Raw genomic sequence first — 21505 nt, forward strand, 5'->3', positions numbered from 1 at the left:
CGGCCTGGCGGGGCCGCAGGCCGTTGTGCCTGCGGCCCCGCCCGAGGGTCGGGGTCAGGACGGGTCGCCGTACTGCAGGCCGCGGCCGTTGGTGCCGACGTACACGCGGCCGAAGACGTCGGGGTCGCCGGTGATGACGCCGACGCCGCCGATGCTGCCCCACTGGTGGGCGTCGTCGTTGACGCGGGCCCAGGTGGCGCCCCTGTCGGTGGAGCGGAAGACGCCGGTGACGTCCTTGACGGTGCCGATCAGGTACAGGGCCTGGTAGGAGGCACCGGGTGCGGCCTTGCCGAAGCCGAGGGCAGAGGCCGACTTCACCGTGGTGAGCGGGGTGAAGGTGCGGCCCCCGTCGGTGGAGTGCAGCAGCCCCCGGCCGCCGTCGGCGATCCACAGGTCTCCGGCGATACCGGGGACGGCCATGAGCCGGCCGGAGGGCAGGCCGGCCGCCCGGGCGGTGAAGGTCGCCCCACCGTCGGTGCTGGCGTACAGCGTGCCGCGGAACAGGGAGTAGAAGGTGCCGGCCGAGGAGCGGTCGGCGACGACGACGGCGTCGGTGCCCAGGCCGCTGACCTTCGACCAGCTCGCTCCCTTGTCGGTCGACCGGTACGGAGCCTGGCCGGCCTGGGTCCAGACGATGGTCGAGCCGTCGGCCGCGAGCGCGACGCGGCCGTCCTGGGCACCGGCCACCGGCTCGGCCTTGAAGCCGTTCCAGCTGATGCCGCCGTCGGTGGAGTAGGCGCCGTCCTGCGCGCCGCCGCGGCCGACGCGGACCATCATCGAGGGCACGGACTGGGCGAAGTCGATGTCCGTGCTGTTGGTCATCACCGGATTGCTCAGCCGCCCGGCCGGGACCTTGTTCAGGTCGTCGTGGCGGAAACCGCCTTGGTCGCCCATGGCGGTGACGACAGCGGCACCGCCGGGCGGGGCGATCGCGTCCATCAGTGCGGTCTCCTCGAGGCCCCGCGCCCCGGCGGTCCAGTGGCTGGTGCCGCCGCTGTCGGTGGCGTTGGCGTCCTTGCTGCGCCAGATGCCGTTGCCGGTGCCGTACAGCACGTGCCCGGAGTCGAAGGGGTCGATGGCCAGGGCGGTCATCCAGTGCCCGGTGTGGGTGCCGACGTAGGGAGCGCCGGAGGCGTTCCGCACCGACTTGTCCGCCAGTGCCTTCCAGGTCGTGCCGCCGTCGGTGGTGCGGTAGATCTCGTCCTCGGGCCACCAGCGGTCGAGGGTGGTGACCATCACCGTGGACGGCTGGCGCGGGTCGACGGCCAGGCCGGAGAACCCGTAGCCGCCCTGGGACGGGGAGACGTTCTTCCACGTTCCGCCGGCCGGTGCGTACTTCCAGACCGATCCCGCCGTCACGCCGTTGGGGCCGAGGGCGTTGGTGTACGTCAGGTACAGCGAGCCGTCACCGGAGACCACGCCGTGCTGCGGGAACTGGCCCGTGGGTTGCCCGGGGACCGCCTGCCAGGTGCTGCCGCCGTCGGTGGAGCGGTACAGGGAGGTGGACTTGTCGGCGACGCCGACGTAGACCGTGTTGCTGCCTGCCGGGCCGTACGTCACGAAGGAGATGCCGCCACCGCTGCTCGCACCGTCCTTGACGGGGAACGAGGAGACCTGGCTCCATGTCGCGCCGTGGTCGGTGCTGCGCCACAGGCCGTTCTTGCGCGTGCCCAGCAGGAGGGTGCCGTTGTCCGCGGGGTTGATCGCCAGCCGTTCGCCCGCCCCGCGGCCGTCCTCGTTGCCGCCCAGCTTGAAGGGCAGGTCGGTGCGCTGGAAGGTGCGGCCGCGGTCCTTGGAGCGCAGGATCGCGCCGTTGCCGGCCCACTCGTTGGTGTAGGTACCGGTCGCGAGGTAGAGCCGGTCGGGGTCGACGGGGTCGGTGGCCAGCGCGTCGACGCCCAGCAGGTTCCAGTCCTTCTCGCCGAGCCAGTCGGTCAGCGGGATCCACTGCTCGGCCCCGGTGTCCCAGCGGTAGGCGCCGCCCATGTCGGTACGCGCGTACAGCAGGCCCTTCTCCCGCGGGTTGAACACCAGCCCGGTGACGTAACCGCCGCCCACCACCTGGGCGTTCCGCCATGTGTACGGTCCGGATCCGGGCGCCTGGGTCTCGGCCGTCCTCACCAGCTTCCACTGCTGGTTGCTTCCGCCATGGCCGCGGTACTGGATGACCGCCGCGCCGTCGGCCGTGGAGCCTCCGGAGACGTCCAGGACCTGGCCGCTTCTACGGGAGGTGAGGACGACGGCGTCCGAACCGCTCACGTCGTCGATCCGCCATTCCTGGGAGGTGGAGGAGCTGTCGGTCTGCTGCTCGGCGGCGGCCGCCTGGGCGGTCGAATCGCCCGCCATGCCCAGTACTTTGCCGCTGTTGCGGTTCACCAGCTCGTAGTAGCCGTCCCCGGTGGGTCGCAGCTTCCACTGCTGGTTGGCGGTGTTCTGGTCGGTCCACTGCTGGATGCGGGTGCCGTCGGCGGTGGAGAAGGCGTTGACGTCCAGCGCCTTGCCGCTGCGTACGGAGACCAGCCGGTAGTAGGCGTTGCCGTCGACCGTCGCGGCCTGCGAGTCGTCCTGCACGAACAGGAGATACGGCACGACGACGGCGGGCGCACCGAGCAGCAGTCCGGTCCCGGTCCAGCGACGGCGGTGACGCCCGCGGCGCCCGCCGTTCGTGGGGTTGTTCATGGGGAGTTGTTCTCCTTGCGTATCACTGTGGATCGGGCAGGTCAGCGCTGCAGGGTGAGGAGGCCCGGCCGGTACGGCAGTCGGTCGTAGGGGCCGCCCGCTGCCGGGGACTTGCCCTGGTAGAGGAACCGCAGGTTGCAGGGGTCGATGGTCATGGTCTGATCGGGGTTGTCGCGGACCAGGTCACCGTGGCTGATGTCGTTGGTCCAGGTGGCACCGCTGTTCGCCTTGCCCGCGAAGGGGTTGCTCTCGTTGCCGGCCTGCGGGGTCCACGAACCGCTCAGGCTGGAGGCCGTGAACGAGCGGAAGTAGCGCGCCTGGTTCGCGCCCCTCGCCTCGACGATCATGAGGTACTGGTTCTGGCCCTGAACCTTGTAGACCTGCGGCGCCTCGAACAGGTTCTCGGGGGTGTCGCTCATGACCGTCGTGTACGAGGAGCCGAAGTTGCCCGGGAAGTTTCCGATCGGCATGCTCGCCCGGTAGATCTTGCCGTTGTCACCGGCGAAGAACAGGTACATGTTCTGGTCGTCGGCGATCAGGGTCTGGTCGATCGGGCCGGTCGGGGAATCGGTGCGGGGGATGCTTCCGGTGAACAGCGGCTGCGGTGCGGACCAGCCGTTGGGGTTGGTCGGGTCGCTCGACGTGCGGTAGACGAACGGCCACGGACCCCACTGGTACGCCAGCACCCAGATCTTCTTGGGCGCGAAGTAGAACAGCGTGGGGGCCACCGCGGCCTGGCCCATCCCGGTCTGGCCGGCCGACGCCATGTCCGACCAGTTCGTGAAGGGACCGAACATCATCGAGCCGTACGAGGATCCCGAGAAGTTCGACCCGTAGACCAGGTGCTTGCCGTTGTACGTCACGTGGGTGAAGTCCTTCAGCGAGGCCCACCCGTTCGCCGGCTGCGCCAGCGCGCCCGTCGACGTCCACCGGTACGTCGACGGAAGAGCACACGTGCCGCCCGTCGGCGCGGGCGTCGTCGGGGTCGACGTCCCGGACAGGCCGGTCCACTTCTGGTTGCCGCCGGACCAGCAGGAGTGCAGCTGGATCTTGGTGCGGTTGGCGGTCGCGGCGCCGACGGCGTCGAGGCACAGCCCGGACTGGACTCCGGCGATCGTGCCGTTGGTGTTGATGTTCCACTGCTGGCTGGCGCCGCCGTTGCAGTCCTCGATGACCACCGCGGTGCCGTTGCTTGTGCCCTTGGCCCTGGCGTCCAGGCACTTGTTGCCGTAGATCACCAGCTGCTTGCCGGAGGTGTGGGTCCAGCGCTGGTTGGCTCGTCCGTGGCAGTCCCACAGCTGCGCCTGGGTGCCGTTGACGGTGGTGGAATTGTCGATGTCGATACAGCGGCCGGAGGCGACGCCCTTGATCGCCCCCGTACTGGTCCCGCCGGTGGTGGCGGGGGCGGTCTTGAGGGCGTTCACGACGGCGGTGTAGGCGGCCTTGGGGTTGCCGTTGTTGTCGAACAGCAGGGGGTTTTCGCCTCTGCGCCAGGAGTCGCTGTCACGGATGCCCCATACCGTGATGCCGGTGCACCGGGCCACGGACAGGCAGGCCTTGACCGTGTTGCCGTAGTGGGTGGGCGAGGCCTGGGCAATGTCCAGCTCGGTGATCTGGACGTCGACACCCAGGGCGGCGAAGTTCGACAAGGTGGTCTGGAAGCTGGACGGGGGGCCGCCGGTGCCGAAGTGGCTCTGGAAGCCGACGCAGTCGATCGGCACGCCACGTGACTTGAAGTCCCTGACCATGCTGTAGACGCCCTGGGTCTTGGCGTCCGACCAGTTCTCGATGTTGTAATCGTTGTAGCAGAGCTTGGCGGAGGAGTCGGCCGCCCGGGCGGTGCGGAACGCTTCCTCGATGAAGCCGTTGCCCAGCACGTTCTGGAACACCGAGCTGCGGTGCTGGGTGGAGCCGTCGGCGAAGGCCTCGTTGACCACGTCCCAGGAGTGGATCCTGCCCTTGTAGCGGGTCATCAAGGTGGTGATGTGGTTGCTCATCACGCCGCGCAGCGTGTTCGCGTCGCCTATGGAGCTGACCCAGGAGGGGAGCTGCGAGTGCCAGACCGCGGTGTGGCCGCGCAGGCGCTGGCCGTGTGCCGCGGCATGGTCGACGATCTGATCGGCCGGGCCGAAGGTGAAGGTGCCGCGGGACGGTTCGATGGCGTCCCACTTCATCTCGTTCTCCGGGGTGATCATGTTGAACTCCCGGTCCAGGATGCCGGTGTACCTCGCATCGCCGAGCCTGCCGGCGGCCACGGCGGTGCCGAAGTACCTGCCCGAGGGCGCCGCCTGCGTGCCGAGGGGTGTTGCGGCTCCGGCAGAGCCGGGGAGGAGCGTCATGACGCCGGCCACCAGCGCCGCGGCCGACAGTCCGATCGCCAGTGTCCGGCGACGCCGACCGCGCCGGTGCAGGCCCTTCATGATGCTCCTCGGGGGTCTCGGGTCGCCTTGGGTTCCGTGATCGTGCGTGCATCGGCCGTTACGGCCTGGTCCGCCGCGGGGTGGGTGCGGTGCAGGAGGTGGCGCCGGTCCTGCGTACCGGTCGCTCGGGGTTCACGGGTATGTCGCGTCATGGGGCGCTTTCTTCGGGGATGTGCCAACGGTGAAGCGGGGGCCTCCCACGCCGGCACGCATGGTGAGCGGCGGGAAGAACACCCCACGAAGTGGAGGCTTCCGAACCCGACGCCGCGTAACAGAAAAGTGGCGCCACCCCGACGATCGCCCCGTGATGCATCTCGCAGGCAAAAAGTGTTACGCCACGCCACGCGGTCTGGTCGTCCCTGTGAAAGGGGAGGCCGCCCTGCTCAGCAGTGGTGTCTGTGACGGCACGGGTGGGCGGTTGCCGTGCTCGGTTCTCAGGCCGGTTCAACGAGGCGCACGTCGATGCATGCGGGCTGACGCCGTATGCGGCGCGGCACTCGGCTCACTGCCGGGTCGTGCACTGCGCAGTGCTGGAAACCGGGTGCAGGCTCGCCGGCTGTGCCTGCGCGGCCCGGACCGGAATGCTCAAGGAACGGTTCTCAGGACCAGGCCTTGCGGACGACGAAGGAGGCCTGGCCGGCGAAGGCCCGCGTGCCGTCGGAGCCATCGAGCCAGATGCCGCCGTCGCGGTGGCGGATGACCGCTCCGGGGTAGTTGTGGGAGTGCAGGGTCACCGACCCCGCGACCGCCCCGGGGCGCGGACAGAAGGTGGCGTCCTTCCGGAACAGTTCGCTGCCGTCGTCGGTGCTCAGCCGCAGCCGCAGATAGTGGTGCCGCAGGTAACGGCCGTCAGCCGCACGGAAGGTGACGCAGCGTGTGTCGGCCAGCCCTTGGACCACCGTGAACGTGACGCGCTGCCGCGTCTGCGCGCTGCTGGACGCGGAGACCCGACCCAGCGTCGCGAAGTCGCCCGCATACGTCAGGTACAGGGCGGGTTCGTCCACGGACTCCAGTGATTGTGCGCCCAGCGGGACCGTGCCTGCGACGGCGGACGGACTCGCCGACGGCGTTCCGGCCGACGTGGGGGTGCTCGACGTGATCGGCGTGGGACTGCCGACCGCGGGAGCGGCGGTGACGCCGGGCGCCCGGGGCGCCGGTTCCGGCCAGGCTGCGTAGGTGGCGCCCCCGGTGATGAGCACCGCGCCGGCGGCGAGGCTCGCCAGCGGATGAGCGGTCACGGCGTGGAGTTTGCCGGTCAGTGCGCCGTGCACACTGCCTCCCCCCGTCGCCATGCCGGCGGCGACGGGGACCATGGCGGCCCCGCCGGCGCTCGCCGCCGAACCCGAAAGCAGTCCCTTGGAGGTCAGCGCGGCGATGAGTCCGGCAGGGACGGCCAGGGGTGCGAGGCTGAGGAGCAACAGCTCAGCAGGGACCCGGCTCGTCGTCGCCGTGCAGACCGGGCAGTCGCGGGTGTGCCGCGCGATCCGCTTCCGCCACACCGATGCAGGCAGACCGTCCCAGCCGGCGACGGTCTCGCCCAGCTGCGGGCAACGCGGATGGGCCTCCAGCGCGGCGACGATCGTCCGGCTCAGGTCCAACTGCTCGCGCATGCGTTGCAGGCGCACTCCCACGTGGGCGACCGTGAGGCCCGTCGCGGCGGCCATGTCCTCACGGCTCAGCAGTCCGGCGCTCTCCTGCCACCACAGCGACAGCAGCACCCGGTGGTCCGGGTCGAGCCACCGGCCGGCTTCCGCGATCTGACGGCGCTCGTCCGACACGTGCAGCCGCAGGATCGTCGCGTCCTCGGGTTCGGGGCGGGCGTCCGGTATGTGGAGTGCCTCGTCGATGACCGCGGTCCGGTCGACGAAGGCGCGTTGCCGGTTCCAATGGGTGTGTATCTGGCGGAGCGTGATCGACACCAGCCAGGAGCGGAAGCTGTCGGGGGCGCGCAAGGCCGGCAGATCGCGCACGACACGCAACAGCGTTTCCTGGACGACGTCGTCGACGTCGGCATGTGCGCTCAGCGCTCGTCGGACGATGTTGTAGATCAACGGCAGGTAGGCGGCGACCAGCTCTTCACGCGCCCGGTCATCCCCGGCCTGCGCCGCGACGACCAGCCCCGCGTGGTCCGCATCCATGAGCCCCATTCCCACCCTCCTCATCACGGCGTCAGACCCTAACGTCCGCAAAGGTGTGCGACCAAAGCCCCCGCCTCAGGCCGAGGACCGGGCCCCTGCCGGTGGGGAGGACCCGCTACAGCGGCCCCGCCGCCGAAGAAACGGGCGGGACGAGCCGGACAGAGTTCTCGGTGCATACTATGGGCCGCTCCCACCCCGTCCATTGATGATCATGCACGGCCCCTAGGTGTTAGCGCTCACAACACCCCCTCCTTCCGTCGGGTCGCCGCACCACGCGTGGCCGGAGCCCCGATCCAGTCGCCTGTGCAGCCGGAACCTTCGCCACCTTCCAGTGCCTGCCGGTTCAGGAGCTCCCACACCGCCCATCCCCGATCTCCCTGCTCATCAAGAACGGGTAACGGTCGCAACAGCCCTTGAGTTACAAGTCTGTTAGCGCTCACAATGTCTCGCATTCGTCGGCCACCGCTCGTCGGAGCCGACGCTTCACTCTGCCTCCGCCCCGTCTCAACCTGCTCCGCACCGCTGCCTTCGCCGGACCGATCGCCCCCACGGGGCTCCGCCTGGTACGACGCACGTCCCGAGAGGATCCACGACATGGCCCACAGAGCCCTCCGCATCGTCGCCGCCACCGCCCTGGCCGGCAGTGTGCTGACCGCCTGCACCACCGAGCCCGCACCCACCGGCGGCACCAGCAGCGCCGGCAAAGGCTCCTCCGACGGCAAGCTGGTGCTCGGGTTCGCCCAGGTGGGAGCCGAGAGCGGCTGGCGCACCGCCAACACCAAGTCCGTACGCGAGGCGGCCGAGAAGGCCGGCGTCACCCTGAAGTTCTCCGACGCGCAGCAGAAGCAGGAGAACCAGATCAAAGCGATCCGCACCTTCATCCAGCAGAAAGTGGACGTCATCGCCTTCTCGCCGGTGGTCGAGTCCGGCTGGGACACCGTCCTGAAGGAGGCGAAGAACGCCGGCATCCCGGTGATCCTCACCGACCGCGCCGTCGACTCGAAGGACACCTCCCTCTACCGGACCTTCCTCGGATCGGACTTCGTCAAGGAGGGCCAGGAGGCCGGCAAGTGGCTGGTGAAGGAGTACCAGGGAACCTCCGAGCCGGTCAACGTCGTCGAGCTCCAGGGCACTACCGGCTCCGCCCCCGCCAACGACCGCAAGGCGGGCTTCGCCGACGCCGTCAAGGGCGACCCCAAGTTCAAGGTCGTCGACTCCCAGACCGGGGACTTCACACGTGCCAAGGGCAAGGAGGTCATGCAGGCCTTCCTCAAGTCCCACAAGGACATCGACGTCCTGTACGCCCACAACGACGACATGGCTCTGGGCGCCATCCAGGCCATCGAGGAGGCCGGCAAGAAGCCGGGCACCGACATCAAGGTGATCTCCGTCGACGGCATCAAGGACGCCTTCGTCGCCATGCAGGAGAAGAAGATCAACGTGGTGGTCGAGTGCAACCCGCTCCTCGGCGACCAGCTGATGGAGCTCGCCAGGAAGGTGGCGGCGGGGGAGAGCGTCCCGCGACGGATCGAGGTCAAGGAGGGCGTCTTCACCCAGGACCAGGCCGCGGCGGCCCTGCCCGGACGCCAGTACTGACCTCCCCCGCCCGCACCAGACCGGGGGCGGCCCTCGCGCCGCCCCCTTCCTCAGGAGAGGAGGGCGGATGGCAGCCCCACCCACCCCCCGCACGCCCACCCGCACCGGCCGACCGGTCCTGGAAGCCCACGGCATCCGCAAGGCCTTCCCCGGCGTCCTCGCCCTCGACGGGGTGGACCTGCGCCTCTTCCCCGGCGAGGTACACGCGCTGATGGGCGAGAACGGCGCCGGCAAGTCGACCCTCATCAAAGTACTCACCGGGGTCCACACACCCGACGGGGGAACCGTCTCCGTCGACGGCAGCCTCCAGTGGTTCGCCGAACCCCTGGAAGCACAGCACGCCGGAATCAGCACGGTCTACCAGGAGGTGAACCTGTGCCCCAACCTCTCGGTCGCCGAGAACATCCTCATCGGCCGTGAACCCCGGCGCCTGGGCCTGATCCACTGGACGGCCCTCCACGAACGCGCGGCACGACTCGTCACCGAGCTGGAACTCGACCTCGACGTGCGCCTGCCGCTGAGCGCGCAGTCCCTCGCCGTCCGGCAACTGGTGGCGATCGTAAGAGCCGTGGACATCAAGGCCAAGGTCCTCGTCCTCGACGAGCCCACCTCCAGCCTCGACCGGGACGAGGTCGCCCAGCTGTTCGCCCTGGTGCGCCGGCTGCGTGACCGGGGCGTCGCGATCCTCTTCGTCACCCACTTCCTCGACCAGGTCTTCGACCTGTGCGACCGGGTGACCGTCCTGCGCAACGGCCGCCTCGAAGGCGAGTACCGGATCGACGAACTGACCCCCGTGACCCTCGTTCACCGCATGGTGGGCGGCGAACTCCGCACCCTCGACGCACTCGCGGAGACCTCACGCACCGGCACCGCCGCCCCCGTTCCTACGGAAACCCCCTTCCTCAGCGCCCGCGGGCTCGCCCGGTCCGGTGCCGTCCAGCCCTACGACCTGGACATCCACCGCGGCGAGGTCATCGGCCTGGCCGGACTCCTCGGATCCGGACGCACCGAGGCAGCCAGGCTGCTCTTCGGAGCCGACCACGCCGACGGAGGAGAGCTCCGGATCGACGGCGAACGCGCCCACCTGCGGTCTCCACGGGCCGCGATCGCCCGCAGGATCGCCTTCTGTTCGGAGAACCGCAAGGAAGAGGGCCTGATCGCCGAGCTCACGGTCCGCGAGAACATCGTGCTCGCCCTTCAGGCCGCCCGCGGCTGGACCAAGCCCCTCTCGCGGGCTCGACAGGACGAGATCGCCGCCCGGTGGACCGAGGTTCTCGACATCCGCCCGGCCGACCCCGAGGTCCAGGTCCGCAATCTCAGCGGAGGCAACCAGCAGAAGGTCCTGCTCGCCCGGTGGCTCCTCACCGACCCCGAGCTGCTGATCCTGGACGAACCCACCCGGGGGATCGACATCGGCGCCAAGGCGGAGATCCAGAAGCTGGTCACCCGCCTGGCCGCGGAAGGCACTGCGGTCGTCTTCATCTCCACCGAAATCGAGGAAGTCCTGCGGCTGAGCCACCGCGTGGGTGTCCTGCGCGACCACCGACTCGTCGCCACCCTCCTCAACGACCCGGCCCTGACGCCCGACCGGATCCTGGGCACCATCGCCACCGGAGCCACCTCATGACAGCATCCGACGACACGAGCACCGGGGGACGTCCGGGCCGGGCGCCCGTCGCCCGGCAGCTCACCGGGCACCGCCTGTTCTGGCCCGCCACCTTCCTGGCCGCCCTGCTGCTCGGGAACGTCGCGTTCACCCATGACTTCTTCGCCGTCCGCGTCCAGAACGGACACCTGTACGGCAGCCTGATCGACATCCTCCAGTTCGGCGCCCCCCTGATCCTGGTGTCGCTCGGCATGACGCTGGTCATCGCCACCCGGGGCATCGACCTCTCGGTCGGCTCCACGGTCGCCATCGCCGGCGCCCTCGCATGCGAGCACATCGCCGACGCGAAGAACCCCGGCAGCTTGTCCACCGTCATGTCGGCGATCACGGTGGCAGTCGGCGTGGCCGCCGCCATCGGACTGCTGAACGGCTTCCTCGTCGCCCGGCTCGGCGTCCAGCCCATCGTCGCCACGCTCGTGCTCATGGTCGCCGGGCGCGGCGTGGCCCAGCTGATCACCGACGGCCAGATCATCAGCGTGTCCAGCAGCACCTACAAGATGATCGGCGGCGGCTACTGGCTCACCCTCCCCTTCGCCGTCCTGCTGGCCGCGGCCGTCGTCGCCGCCACCTCCCTCGTCGTCCGGCGGACCGCGCTCGGCATGCTCATCGAGTCGGTGGGCGGCAATCCGGTCGCGAGCCGACTCGTGGGCGTCAGGGCGGCCGGCCTTCTGGCCACGGTCTACGTCGCCAGCGCCGTGTGCGCCGCGGTGGCCGGCCTGATGATCAGCTCCAACGTGTCCAGCGCCGACGGCAACAACGCCGGCCTGTGGATCGAGCTGGACGCGATCCTCGCCGTGGTCATCGGCGGCACCGCCCTCACCGGCGGCCGCTTCTCCCTCGGCGGGACGGTCCTGGGAGCGCTGATCATCCAGACCCTCTCAACCACGATCTACACCCTCGGCGTACCGCCGGAGACCACCCTCGTCTTCAAGGCCCTGGTCGTCATCGTCGTGTGTCTCGTCCAGTCGCCCGCGTTCCGCGCGCGACTCCCACGCCGTCACCGCCCCGCCGCCTCGGCCCCCGCGGTCGGCGACGCAGGAGTCCGCCAGCAGGAGGTCCACCCGTGAGCACCACCCTCAGCTCCCTCACCAGGCCGCTCCAGCGGTTCCCGGTGCGGCATGCCGCCCGTCTGCCGCTCATGGTCACGGCCGCTCTGCTGATCGCCATGTTCTCCCTCGGCTCCGTGCACTACGAGGGCTTCTTCTCCGGGCAGGTCCTGCTCAACGTCCTCATCGACAACGGCTTCCTGCTCGTGGTGGCGACCGGCACGACGTTCGTCATCCTCACCGGCGGAATCGACCTCTCGGTCGGCTCCATGGTGGCCTTGTCGACCATGCTGACGGCCTGGCTCGTCGAACAGAACGGCGCGCCGCTCGCCCTGGTGGTGCCGCTGGTCCTGCTGGTGGGAGCAGGAGGCGGCGCGCTGATGGGCTGGGTGATCCACACCTTCGAGATACAGCCCTTCATCGTCACCCTCGCGGGCATGTTCCTCGCCCGCGGCCTCTGCTACACGATCAGCACCGAGTCCATCTCCCTCACCGACCCGACGGCCACGCGGATCGCCCAGACGCGGGTGCTCCTGCCGGGGGGACTGTTCGTCTCACCCGCCGTGGTCATCGCCCTGGTCGTGCTGGCCCTCGCCTTCGTCGTCCTCCACCACACCCGCTTCGGCCGCACCGTGTACGCCATCGGCGGCAACGAGTCCTCGGCCCGTCTCATGGGCCTGCCCGTGGGACGCACCAAGATCGCGGTGTACGCCGTGAGCGGCCTGTGCTCCGCCCTCGGCGGTCTGCTGCTGACGTTCTACATGCTGTCCGGCTACGCCCTGCACGCCGTCGGCATGGAACTCGACGCCATCGCGGCCGTGGTCATCGGAGGGACGCTGCTGACCGGGGGGTCCGGGTTCGTCCTCGGCACCGCCCTGGGCGTGACGGTCCTCGGTCTGATCCAGACCGTCATCAGCTTCCAGGGCACGCTCAGCTCGTGGTGGACGCGCATCGTCATCGGCGGTCTGCTGTTCGTCTTCATCCTCCTCCAACGGCTCTTCGGCGGATCCCGCCCGGCGCCTTAGCGAGTCCCCTCCTCCCCCGTGCTTCCGTACCGGACGGTGCTCACCCCGCCCAGAAGTGTGTCCTCGCCCCTTGGGGACGGCACCGTTCCGGCGGGGTGGCCAGGGCGTCGACGCCCTGGCCGAGCTGAATTGTTAGCGTTCACAATGGCGTGATGCGAAAGGCGCTAAGGTTCTCTCGCATCGATGTACAGCCGTGATCAGCGAGAAGGGAGGCGAACGTGGCGCATCCCGCGGAAGACGTCCGCCCGCCGACGATGGCCGACGTCGCACGCGAGGCGGGGGTCTCCCACCAGACCGTCTCCCGGGTGCTGAGCGGCCACCCCAACGTACGCGCGGCCACCCGCGAACAGGTCACCCGGGCCATCGAGCGGCTGGGATACCGCCGCAACTCCGCCGCACGCGCCCTGGTGACGCGCAGGACGAGGACGCTGGGCGTCATCGCCGTCAACACCGCCCTGTACGGACCCGCAAGCACCCTGACCGGCCTGCAGGAGGCGGCCCGGGAGCAGGGCTACCTCGTCTCCACCGTCAGTCTGCGCACCGGCGAGGGGCAGGGCCTCAAGGGCGCCATCGACCACCTCGCGTCCTGGGGCGTGGAGGGTGTGGTCGCCATCACCCCGCAGCGCTCGCACGTACAGGCGCTCGCCGAACTGGACGCACCCTTCCCCGTGGTCACCGTGGAGGGCGGTCACCAGCTCGACCTGCCCGGCGTCTCCCTCGACCAGGAGCTCGGGGCCCGCATGGTCACGGAGCACCTCCTCGCCGCCGGGCACGGCACCGTCTGGCACGTGGCGGGTCCCGCCGACTGGCTGGAGAGCGAGGCCCGCACCGCCGGATGGCGCGCGGTCCTGGAGGAGAGCGGCATCAGACCTCCGCGCGTACTGACGGGGGACTGGAGCCCGTTGTCCGGATACCGGGCGGGACAGGAGCTCGCCGGGCTCGCCCTGGCCCGTCGGGGCGCGACACCGGTCACCGCCGTCTTCGTCGCCAACGACCAGATGGCCCTCGGTGTCCTGCGGGCTCTGCGCGAGGCGGGGATCCGCACTCCCGGACAGGTGGCCGTGGCCGGTTTCGACGACATCCCCGAAGCCGAGTACTTCCCTCCGCCCCTGACCACGGTCCGCCAGGACTTCGCGGCCATCGGGCGCCGGAGCATCGGACTCCTCGTCGACCACATCGAGGGGCGCGCCCGGAAGGCCGAGCACCTCCTCGTGGAACCGCAGCTCATCATGCGCGCGAGCACGCGCCCTTCAGGCGAGGACTGACGCACCGGGCGGCAATCGCCACCGCCTTCCGACCGCCAGTGGCGGGACTCCTTCCGGCCGTTCGGCGTCCGGCGTCCGACGGCGCACGACCGCCGTTCCGCCGACGTCGGTGCCGGCGCCGGCGCCGCACCGGACGCCGCGGGCTGCCGGCACGCCCCTCCGGCCACGGCAGTAAGTGCGCGCAGACATCAGAGGGCACATTCCTGGCCCGATGCTCGACAGAACTGTCCCAGGCTCTTGTCCGACAGAATTGTGAGCGTTAACAATCAGAGGGCTTCTCCGACCGCTGCTCATGACGAGAGAGACCGCATCGTGACCCCACACGCGCCTTCCGACCCCGCAACCCGTCACCATCCCGAGGCCTGCACCGTCGGTGTCGACTTCGGCACCCTCTCCGGGCGCGCCGTCGTGGTCAGGGTCCGGGACGGCGCCGAACTCGGTTCGTCGGTCCACGAGTACGGGCACGCCGTCATCGAGGACCGCCTTCCCTCCACCGGCGTCCCCCTGCCCCCCGACTGGGCCCTGCAGCACCCGGAGGACTGGCGCGAGGTCCTGCGTACCGCCGTTCCGGCAGCGGTCGCCGACGCAGGCGTCGACCCGGGCCGCGTCATCGGCATCGCCACCGACTTCACCGCCTGCACGGTCCTGCCGACCACCCAGGACGGCACCCCGCTCGCCCTGATCCCCCAGTGGGTCGACCGCCCGCACGCCTGGCCCAAACTGTGGAAGCACCACGCCGCACAGGGGCAGGCCGACCGCATCAACGCCCTCGCCCGCGCCCGCGCCCGCGGCGAGAAGTGGATCGCACGGTACGGCGGCAGGATCTCCTCCGAATGGCAGTACGCAAAGGCCTTGCAGGTCCTGGAGGAGGACTCTGCCGTCTACGCCGCCTGCGCCCGCTGGATCGAGGCGGCCGACTGGATCGTCTGGCAGCTGACCGGCACCGAGTCCCGCAACACCTGTACCGCCGGCTACAAGGGCATCCACCAGGACGGCTCCTACCCCTCGCCCGACTTCCTGGCCCGGCTGCACCCGGACTTCGCCGACTTCCCCGCCACGCGCCTGGAGCACCCGCTGGCACCACTGGGCTCCCGCGTCGGCGCCCTGAGCGGGCGGGCCGCGCGCTGGACCGGCCTCCCCGAGGGCATAGCCGTCGCCGCGGGCAACGTCGACGCCCACGTGGCCGCCCCCGCGGCCGGCGCCGTCGAGAACGGGCGGATGCTCGCCATCATGGGCACCTCCACCTGCCACATCCTCAACGCCGCCACGCTCGCCGAGGTCCCCGGCATCTGCGGGGTCGTCGACGGCGGCATCGTCCAGGGTGCCTACGGCTACGAGGCCGGCCAGAGCGCGGTCGGCGACATCTTCGCCTGGTGGCTCCGGCAGGGCGTCCCGGACCACTACCGCACCGAGGCGGCGGCATCCGGCGAGGACCTCCACCAGCTCCTGACCCGCAAGGCCGCGGCCTGCCCGGTCGGCGCGCACGGTCTGGTCGCCCTGGACTGGATGAACGGCAACCGCTCCCCCCTGGTCGACCACCACCTCTCCGGAGTCATCGCCGGCCTCACCCTCGACACCCGGCCCGAGGACGTCTACCGGGCCCTGCTCGAGTCCACCGCCTACGGCACCCGGATGATCGTCGAGAACTTCGAGGGCGCCGGGATCCCCGTCGAGGAGTTCATCGTCACCGGCGGCCTGAAGAAGAACGCACTGCTCATGCAGATCCACGCCGACGTGCTCCGCCGCCCCGTCTCCCTCGGCACCTCCGACCAGGGGTCTGCGCTCGGCTCGGCCATTCACGCCGCCGTCGCCGCGGGCGCGTACGCCGACGTCCGCACCGCCGCCTCCGCCATGGGAGGCGTCCAGCGCCACGCCTACGTCCCCGACGCCGCACGGGCGGACGCCTACGACGCGCTCTTCAGCGAATACCGCGCCCTGCACGACCACTTCGGCACCGGCGCGGACCTCCTCCTGCACCGCCTGCGCAGGATCCGCAACACCGCACGCCGCGCCACCGCCCGCTGACCGGGGCCTCACCCGCCACCCGCCCCCATCGGCCCGGCCTCTCCGCCCGAGCACCTCCGAGGAGCACACCCGACATGACGCCCGCCCGGCCCGACCGCGAGATCTGGTTCCTCACCGGCAGCCAGTCCCTCTACGGCGACGACACCCTCGCCCAGGTCGCCGACCAGTCCCGCGCCATCGCTTACGTCCTCGCCTCCCGGCCCCAGATGACCGTCCGCCTCGTGTGGAAGCCCGTCCTCACCGACGCTGCCGCCATCCGCGCGGTCTGCCTGGAGGCCAACGCCGACGACCGCTGCATCGGCCTGATCGCCTGGATGCACACCTTCTCCCCGGCCAAGATGTGGATCGCCGGCCTCGACGCCCTGAACAAGCCCCTGCTGCACCTGCACACCCAGGCCAACCGCCAACTGCCCTGGTCCACCATCGACATGGACTTCATGAACCTGAACCAGGCCGCGCACGGCGACCGCGAGTTCGGCTTCGTCCAGACCCGTCTCGGTGTACCGCGCAAGACCGTGGCCGGTCACGTCTCCACCCCCGACGTCGTCGACCGCATCGCCGGATGGGCCCGCGCCGCCGGCGGCCGCTCCGAACTGACCACTCTCAAACTCGCCCGCTTCGGCGACAACATGCGCGACGTCGCCGTCACCGAAGGCGACAAGGTCGAGGCGCAACTGCGGTTCGGGGTCTCGGTCAACACCTACGGCGTCAACGATCTCGTCGCCGCGGTCGACGCCGCCCCCGAGGACACCGTGGCCGCCCTCGTCGAGGAGTACCAGGACCTCTACGCCCTCGCACCCGAGCTGCGGCCGGGCGGCGAGCGCCACGCCTCCCTGCGCTACGCCGCACGCATCGAAGCCGGTCTGCGCACCTTCCTCACGGAGGGCGGGTTCCGCGCCTTCACCACCAACTTCCAAGATCTCGGCGGCCTGCGCCAGCTTCCGGGGCTCGCCGTGCAGCGCCTGATGGCGGACGGCTACGGGTTCGGCGGCGAGGGCGACTGGAAGACCGCCGCCCTGCTGCGCACCCTGAAGACGATGTCCCACGGCCTGCCCGGCGGCACCTCGTTCATGGAGGACTACACCTACGACCTCACGCCCGGCCAGGAGCTCGTCCTCGGCGCCCACATGCTGGAGGTCTGCCCCTCCCTCACGACGGCCACGCCCACCTGTGAGATCCACCCGCTCGGCATCGGCGGGCGCGAAGACCCGGTCCGCCTCGTCTTCGACGCGGATCCCGGTCCGGCCGTCGTCGTCGGTCTCGCGGACATGGGCGACAGGTTCCGCCTCGTCGCCAACCACGTCGACGTCGTCACCCCGCCCGAGCCGCTGCCCCAGCTCCCCGTCGCACGAGCCGTCTGGCACCCCCGCCCCGACCTGCGCACGTCCACCGAAGCCTGGCTGACGGCCGGAGCACCGCACCACACCGTCCTGACCACCGCTCTCGGCGGCGAGGAGCTCGAAGACCTCGCCGAGATGCTCCGTACCGAACTCGCCGTCATCGACGAAGACACCACCGTCCGGCGCTTCACGCGCGAGCTGCGCTGGAACCAGGCGTACCACCGTCTGGCCCAGAGCCTGTGAGCACCTTCGCCGCCGCCCCCGCCCTGCAGGGCGCCGTGACCACCTCCCCTCGCACCAGGACGGAGCCCACCGTGAGCACCGCCGTTTCCAGTGAACTGCGCCGAGAGGTACTGGAGGCCAACCTCCGCATCCCCCGAGCCGGCCTGGCCACCCTCACCTGGGGCAACGTGAGCGGTGTGGACCGACAGGCCGGTGTCTTCGTCATCAAGCCCTCGGGGGTGGCCTACGACGTACTGAGCGAGGAGGACCTGGTCGTCGTCTCCCTCTCCGACGGCAGCGTCGTCGAAGGCCGTCTGCGCCCGTCCACCGACACCGAGACGCACCGCAGCCTCTACCTCGCCTTCCCCTCCATCGGAGGCGTGACCCACACGCACTCCACCCACGCCGTCGCCTTCGCCCAGGCCCGGCGCCCGATACCGGTGCTCGGCACCACCCACGCGGACACCTTCAACGGCCCCGTCCCCGTCACCGCGCCCCTCACCCCCCAGCAGTGCGCCACGGACTACGAGTACAACACCGGCCAGGTGATCGTGGACCTGCTGGGCGGTGACGACACCCGGGCCGAGGAAGTCCCCGGTGCCCTCGTCGCCCACCACGGCCCCTTCACCTGGGGCACCGACGCCACCACCTCCCTGGAGCACGCCGTCGTCTGCGAGGCGGTGGCCGAGATGGCCCTCCACACCATCGCCCTGGGCACGGTCGAACCCCCGCAGCACGTCCTGGACCGACACTTCACCCGCAAGCACGGCCCGAACGCCTACTACGGCAATCCCCACTCCGTCTGACGAAACCGTCCCCGCTGGTGGACGTGCCCCGGGCTCATGGTTCCGGCAACGACTTTTCCCGTGGCTTACGTTGGGGGGGGTGACTGCCGGGGCGCTTTGCGCCGCACACGGTTTGGTGACCCGGTGGTTCCCTAAGCGCCGTGCGGGCCGATGTGAGCCCGCTGCTCGATCGAGGATCCTGCGCTGCTACGCGAGGTCCGCCCCGGACGGTCAGTCCGACGCGTTCACCGCCGTTCCCGACCACGGCGAGCAGCACCCAGGGGTACTGATGGAGGCGGACGGCTTCGGCGTCCGTCCCGACCACCCAGCCCGAAGTCGGCGCCGGCGCCGTCGCGGCGACCGGCTACTGCATCGGCGGCCTCCTCGCGAGGCACACCGCCGCGGCTCACCCGGGCCGCGCCGTCGCCGCGTTCCGCGGCCCCGTGAACGCCGACGGACCCGACCTCTTCTCCAAGACCACCGCAGACGTCCACCTCGGCCATGCCGAAGGCGGCATGACAGCAGTGGCCCTCTGGGAGCTCAAGCAGGCTCTGCCCCCCACCACCGTCCACGGCTTCACCACGTCCGACACCCGAGACACCCGGCGGTTGCCCCCTCTGCGACGTATAGTGCGTCGCGTGTCCAGCACATGGAGAGAACCGGAAGCTCTGGAAAGCGCGAAGCCAGCGACCTACGAGAACGCACGTGCCGAAATCCTGGTCTCGCTCGACTACGCCAACCTCGACATGGACTTCCCCCGCATCGTGCACTGGCTGAGGCAGCTGCCCGCAGGTGACCGTGATCGCCTCCTGGGCGAACTAGAGGCAATCGCTGCGACTGACGCGATCCACCGGGACGACGCCACGTACCTGCTGGACGGCCTCGGGCTGCGCCGCATCCGCTGGGAGCAGCCCTGACGGGCACGGCCCAGCGCTACCTCCCCGGATACCGCGGCCCGCTTGACGCGCCAACACCCCATCGTTCGAGCTGTTCCGCGCTTCACTGACCTTGCTTCTCGGTGGCCTCGGCTCCACGGAACAGGACAGCCTGGGTGAAAGTCCGCGTACGAGGTGCTCGGGGCGCATCGGCCAGAGCAGGACTCCCGGCGGCGAGTCCGCGGCGAACTCGTCAACCACCGCAACGGCTACCGCCCAGGCGAGGTGGGACCCTGCACGCCTGACCCTGGGGTTCAGACCCCCTGCACGTACAGGGCCCCTGCGCAGGAACCCAGCCCCAGCACCACGAAAAGCGCACCCGTCGCGACGCCGGCCCACCACAGGCCACTGCCCTGGGCGGGGAGCGTCCAGCGGGAGGGGTCCGCCGGGTCGTAGCGGACCTCGACCCGGGAGCCGACGCGAAGGGTCTTTTCGCGGGGGCGGCCCACGTTCGACGTGGTCTCCATGGACCGGTCGTCTGCCGTGGTCCAGGCGATCACCGGTCGGTACACCGTGGTCCCGGTACTCCCGAACGTGAGCGATGCCTCCGACTGCCCCTCCAGCTGCATCGGCGCGAGGCGGGTGACCACACCCTGCGCTGTCATGCCCTTGCGGAGCAGGTGATCGTTCTTCCGGACCTCGCGGTATCCCGCCGTGCCGATGGCGGCACCAGCCGCAGTGAAGATCAAGGAGAAGAGCCAGAGGACCAGGGAAGGGGACATGAGACCTGTTTCGGTTTGGCGGCGGCCCGAGGGCTACGGCGCCGGCGTACCACGTTGGTATCGGCGACGTTCTCCTGCCGCCAGTCGGTTCCGGTGGAAGCAGGAGGGACGGCTCCGATGTCCCCGCCGCGGTCGAGCGCTGAGGCCGCGCGGGCGATGACGTCCGCGTACCAGTGGGCGCTGCTCTCGCACGTCCGGCGCTGGGTCGGGAACGGTCGGATCCACCGCACCTCCCTCCCCTCCCGCCACACCACCGTCGCCACCGCCCTGCTGCTGGCCATGGCCTACCTCGCCGCCCTCCGCACCCGCTCCGACAGCCGCAGCGCCGACGCGGCGGCCGGGCCGCGGCCCGCTCCGGTCGGCGGCGCCGCTGAGACCGCGCCGGGCCCGGTCGCCGGTCAGGCGGCCGGGCCACCGAGCAGGGTGAGGACCTCGCCGACGGTGTGTTCGAAGAGCGGCCCCGGGTCGGTGAGGGCGAAGTCGAGGTGTCCGAACACCTCCACCGCGACCGCCCCGTACAGCCGCGCCCAACAGGCCACGAAGACGTAGATCACCTCCAGCGGCACCGGCTCGCCCGCCAGGTGCTCGCGCACCTCCTCCAGCTGCGCCGCCCAGGCCGGGTCCAGGTCCGCTGGCGCGCGCACGGCGCCGCGGCGCCACAGCTCGACCATCAGCTCCAGGACGACGCCCCCGAAACGCCAGCTCGACTCGTGCGCGGCCGCCCCCGGCGCGGTGTCGGCGTCCGCCACCGGTTTGGCGAACAGCAGGGCGAACTCCTGCGGGTGGGCCAGCGCCCACCGGCGCAGCTCACGGCACACCTCCCGCAGCCGCTGACCCGGTTCGCCGACAGGCCGTAGGTCACGCGCCGCGGTCAGGGCAGCGGCGAGCTCGTCGTAGAGGTGCGAGACCAGGGCCTGGACCAGCTCCCGGTGACCGGCGTAGTACCGGTACAGGCCCGGCGCGGTCAGTCCCATCTCCCGGGCGACGGCCCGGACGGTCACCGAGGCCGGGCCCTCTTCGATCAGCAGCCGCCGGGCGATGCGCATCGCGTCGGCGAGGGCATCCTCCCGCACGCGGTGGCGACGCCTGCCCCCGGCAGCTCCCTGGGTGTCCGTCATGGCCGTGGGCTGCCCTCCGCTTGACAAAGTTAACAGCTATCACTTTAGCTCTCCATAAGAGTTAACGCTGTTAACTATTGGCATTGGGGGGCTCATGACGTACGGCATCGTGCTGACCTACACACTCACACCGCGCTGGCTGGCAATGCCGCGCGAGGAGCGGAACCGGATGCGCCAGGCGCACATCGAGCCGGTGTTCGCCCGACATGCGGACCGGATCACGGCCCGATTCTTCGACGCCGAAGCGTTCAGCGGCCGCTTCTCGGACTTTGCCGTGCTGGAGACCGAGGACCTGGGCGCGTACTACTTCCTCATCGAGGCCCTGCGCGACACTCCGCTCATCAGCGACGGCTACCTCGTCCTCGGAGAGGTCCTCCTCGGCGTCCGGGACGGCTTCCAGACGTACGAGCGCCTCGCCCCGGGAGTTCACGCGTGAGCCGGCACGACGTCCGCAGCGGGCGTCGGTCGGTGCGGCTGATGCGGACCGGCGCCACACTGGTGCTCCTGGACACCCTCGCTCAGA

Annotated in this window: 14 protein-coding genes and 1 pseudogene; 10 read left to right on the forward strand and 5 right to left on the reverse strand. The window is 70.4% G+C overall.

The annotated features are described in order from the left end of the window. Positions 1-54: 54 nt before the first annotated feature. The 3 genes from ACSHWO_RS00695 to ACSHWO_RS00705 form a co-directional block, all read right to left on the reverse strand. Positions 55-2679 carry an RICIN domain-containing protein gene (locus tag ACSHWO_RS00695; RefSeq protein WP_438309581.1) on the reverse strand — a complete coding sequence of 875 codons (2625 nt, stop codon included), beginning with the start codon at positions 2677-2679 and terminating at the stop codon, positions 55-57. A gap of 41 nt (positions 2680-2720) precedes the next feature. Beyond that, positions 2721-5099 (reverse strand): non-reducing end alpha-L-arabinofuranosidase family hydrolase, encoded by a 2379-nt coding sequence (locus ACSHWO_RS00700; protein WP_438309582.1) that lies wholly within the window; start codon positions 5097-5099, stop codon positions 2721-2723. Between the two features lie 599 nt (positions 5100-5698). Then, the gene (locus ACSHWO_RS00705) at positions 5699-7246 is read right to left on the reverse strand and encodes a sigma-70 family RNA polymerase sigma factor (RefSeq protein WP_438309583.1); all 1548 of its coding nucleotides are present in this window, start codon (positions 7244-7246) and stop codon (positions 5699-5701) included. Positions 7247-7831: 585 nt separating this feature from the next. On the opposite strand from ACSHWO_RS00705, the gene ACSHWO_RS00710 reads away from it, so the two are divergent. The 9 genes and pseudogenes from ACSHWO_RS00710 to ACSHWO_RS00750 all read left to right on the forward strand — a co-directional run. Further along, complete coding sequence (locus ACSHWO_RS00710) at positions 7832-8833, forward strand: ABC transporter substrate-binding protein (protein WP_438309584.1); 1002 nt, start codon at positions 7832-7834, stop codon at positions 8831-8833. A gap of 67 nt (positions 8834-8900) precedes the next feature. Then, on the forward strand, positions 8901-10460 hold the full coding sequence (locus ACSHWO_RS00715) for a sugar ABC transporter ATP-binding protein (RefSeq protein ID WP_438309585.1): 1560 nt from the start codon (positions 8901-8903) through the stop codon (positions 10458-10460). Further along, the gene (locus ACSHWO_RS00720) at positions 10457-11566 is read left to right on the forward strand and encodes an ABC transporter permease (protein ID WP_438309586.1); all 1110 of its coding nucleotides are present in this window, start codon (positions 10457-10459) and stop codon (positions 11564-11566) included. Before ACSHWO_RS00715 ends, ACSHWO_RS00720 begins: the two co-directional genes overlap by 4 nt. Then, complete coding sequence (gene yjfF, locus ACSHWO_RS00725; protein WP_438309587.1) at positions 11563-12570, forward strand: galactofuranose ABC transporter, permease protein YjfF; 1008 nt, start codon at positions 11563-11565, stop codon at positions 12568-12570. The genes ACSHWO_RS00720 and yjfF overlap by 4 nt, the downstream gene beginning before the upstream one ends. Positions 12571-12788: 218 nt before the next feature. Next, entirely contained in the window at positions 12789-13835 is a 1047-nt protein-coding gene (locus tag ACSHWO_RS00730; protein WP_438309588.1) for a LacI family DNA-binding transcriptional regulator, read from the forward strand. Between the two features lie 312 nt (positions 13836-14147). Further along, positions 14148-15860 carry a ribulokinase gene (gene araB, locus ACSHWO_RS00735; RefSeq protein WP_438309589.1) on the forward strand — a complete coding sequence of 571 codons (1713 nt, stop codon included), beginning with the start codon at positions 14148-14150 and terminating at the stop codon, positions 15858-15860. A gap of 74 nt (positions 15861-15934) precedes the next feature. Then, positions 15935-17443 (forward strand): L-arabinose isomerase, encoded by a 1509-nt coding sequence (araA, locus tag ACSHWO_RS00740; protein ID WP_438309590.1) that lies wholly within the window; start codon positions 15935-15937, stop codon positions 17441-17443. A gap of 71 nt (positions 17444-17514) precedes the next feature. Beyond that, positions 17515-18228 (forward strand): L-ribulose-5-phosphate 4-epimerase AraD, encoded by a 714-nt coding sequence (gene araD / locus ACSHWO_RS00745; protein ID WP_385805151.1) that lies wholly within the window; start codon positions 17515-17517, stop codon positions 18226-18228. Positions 18229-18403: 175 nt separating this feature from the next. Continuing rightward, positions 18404-18800: pseudogene (locus ACSHWO_RS00750) on the forward strand (dienelactone hydrolase family protein); the annotation flags it as partial. 596 nt (positions 18801-19396) lie between these two features. Here ACSHWO_RS00750 and ACSHWO_RS00755 read toward each other — a convergent pair. Then, positions 19397-19864, reverse strand: a complete 468-nt coding sequence (locus tag ACSHWO_RS00755) for a DUF3592 domain-containing protein (RefSeq protein ID WP_438309591.1) — start codon at positions 19862-19864, stop codon at positions 19397-19399. A gap of 398 nt (positions 19865-20262) precedes the next feature. Further along, a complete protein-coding gene (locus ACSHWO_RS00760; RefSeq protein WP_438309592.1) occupies positions 20263-20982 on the reverse strand; it encodes a TetR/AcrR family transcriptional regulator in 720 nt (239 codons plus the stop codon). A 94-nt stretch (positions 20983-21076) separates the two neighbouring features. Here ACSHWO_RS00760 and ACSHWO_RS00765 point away from each other — a divergent pair, with 94 nt between their 5' ends. Beyond that, positions 21077-21418: a darcynin family protein gene (locus tag ACSHWO_RS00765; protein ID WP_438309593.1), complete on the forward strand. Its 342-nt coding sequence runs from the start codon at positions 21077-21079 to the stop codon at positions 21416-21418. Positions 21419-21505 lie beyond the last annotated feature (87 nt).

The organism is Streptomyces pallidus (ex Mingjun et al. 2026) (assembly GCF_051550185.1).
GTDB lineage: Bacteria > Actinomycetota > Actinomycetes > Streptomycetales > Streptomycetaceae > Streptomyces.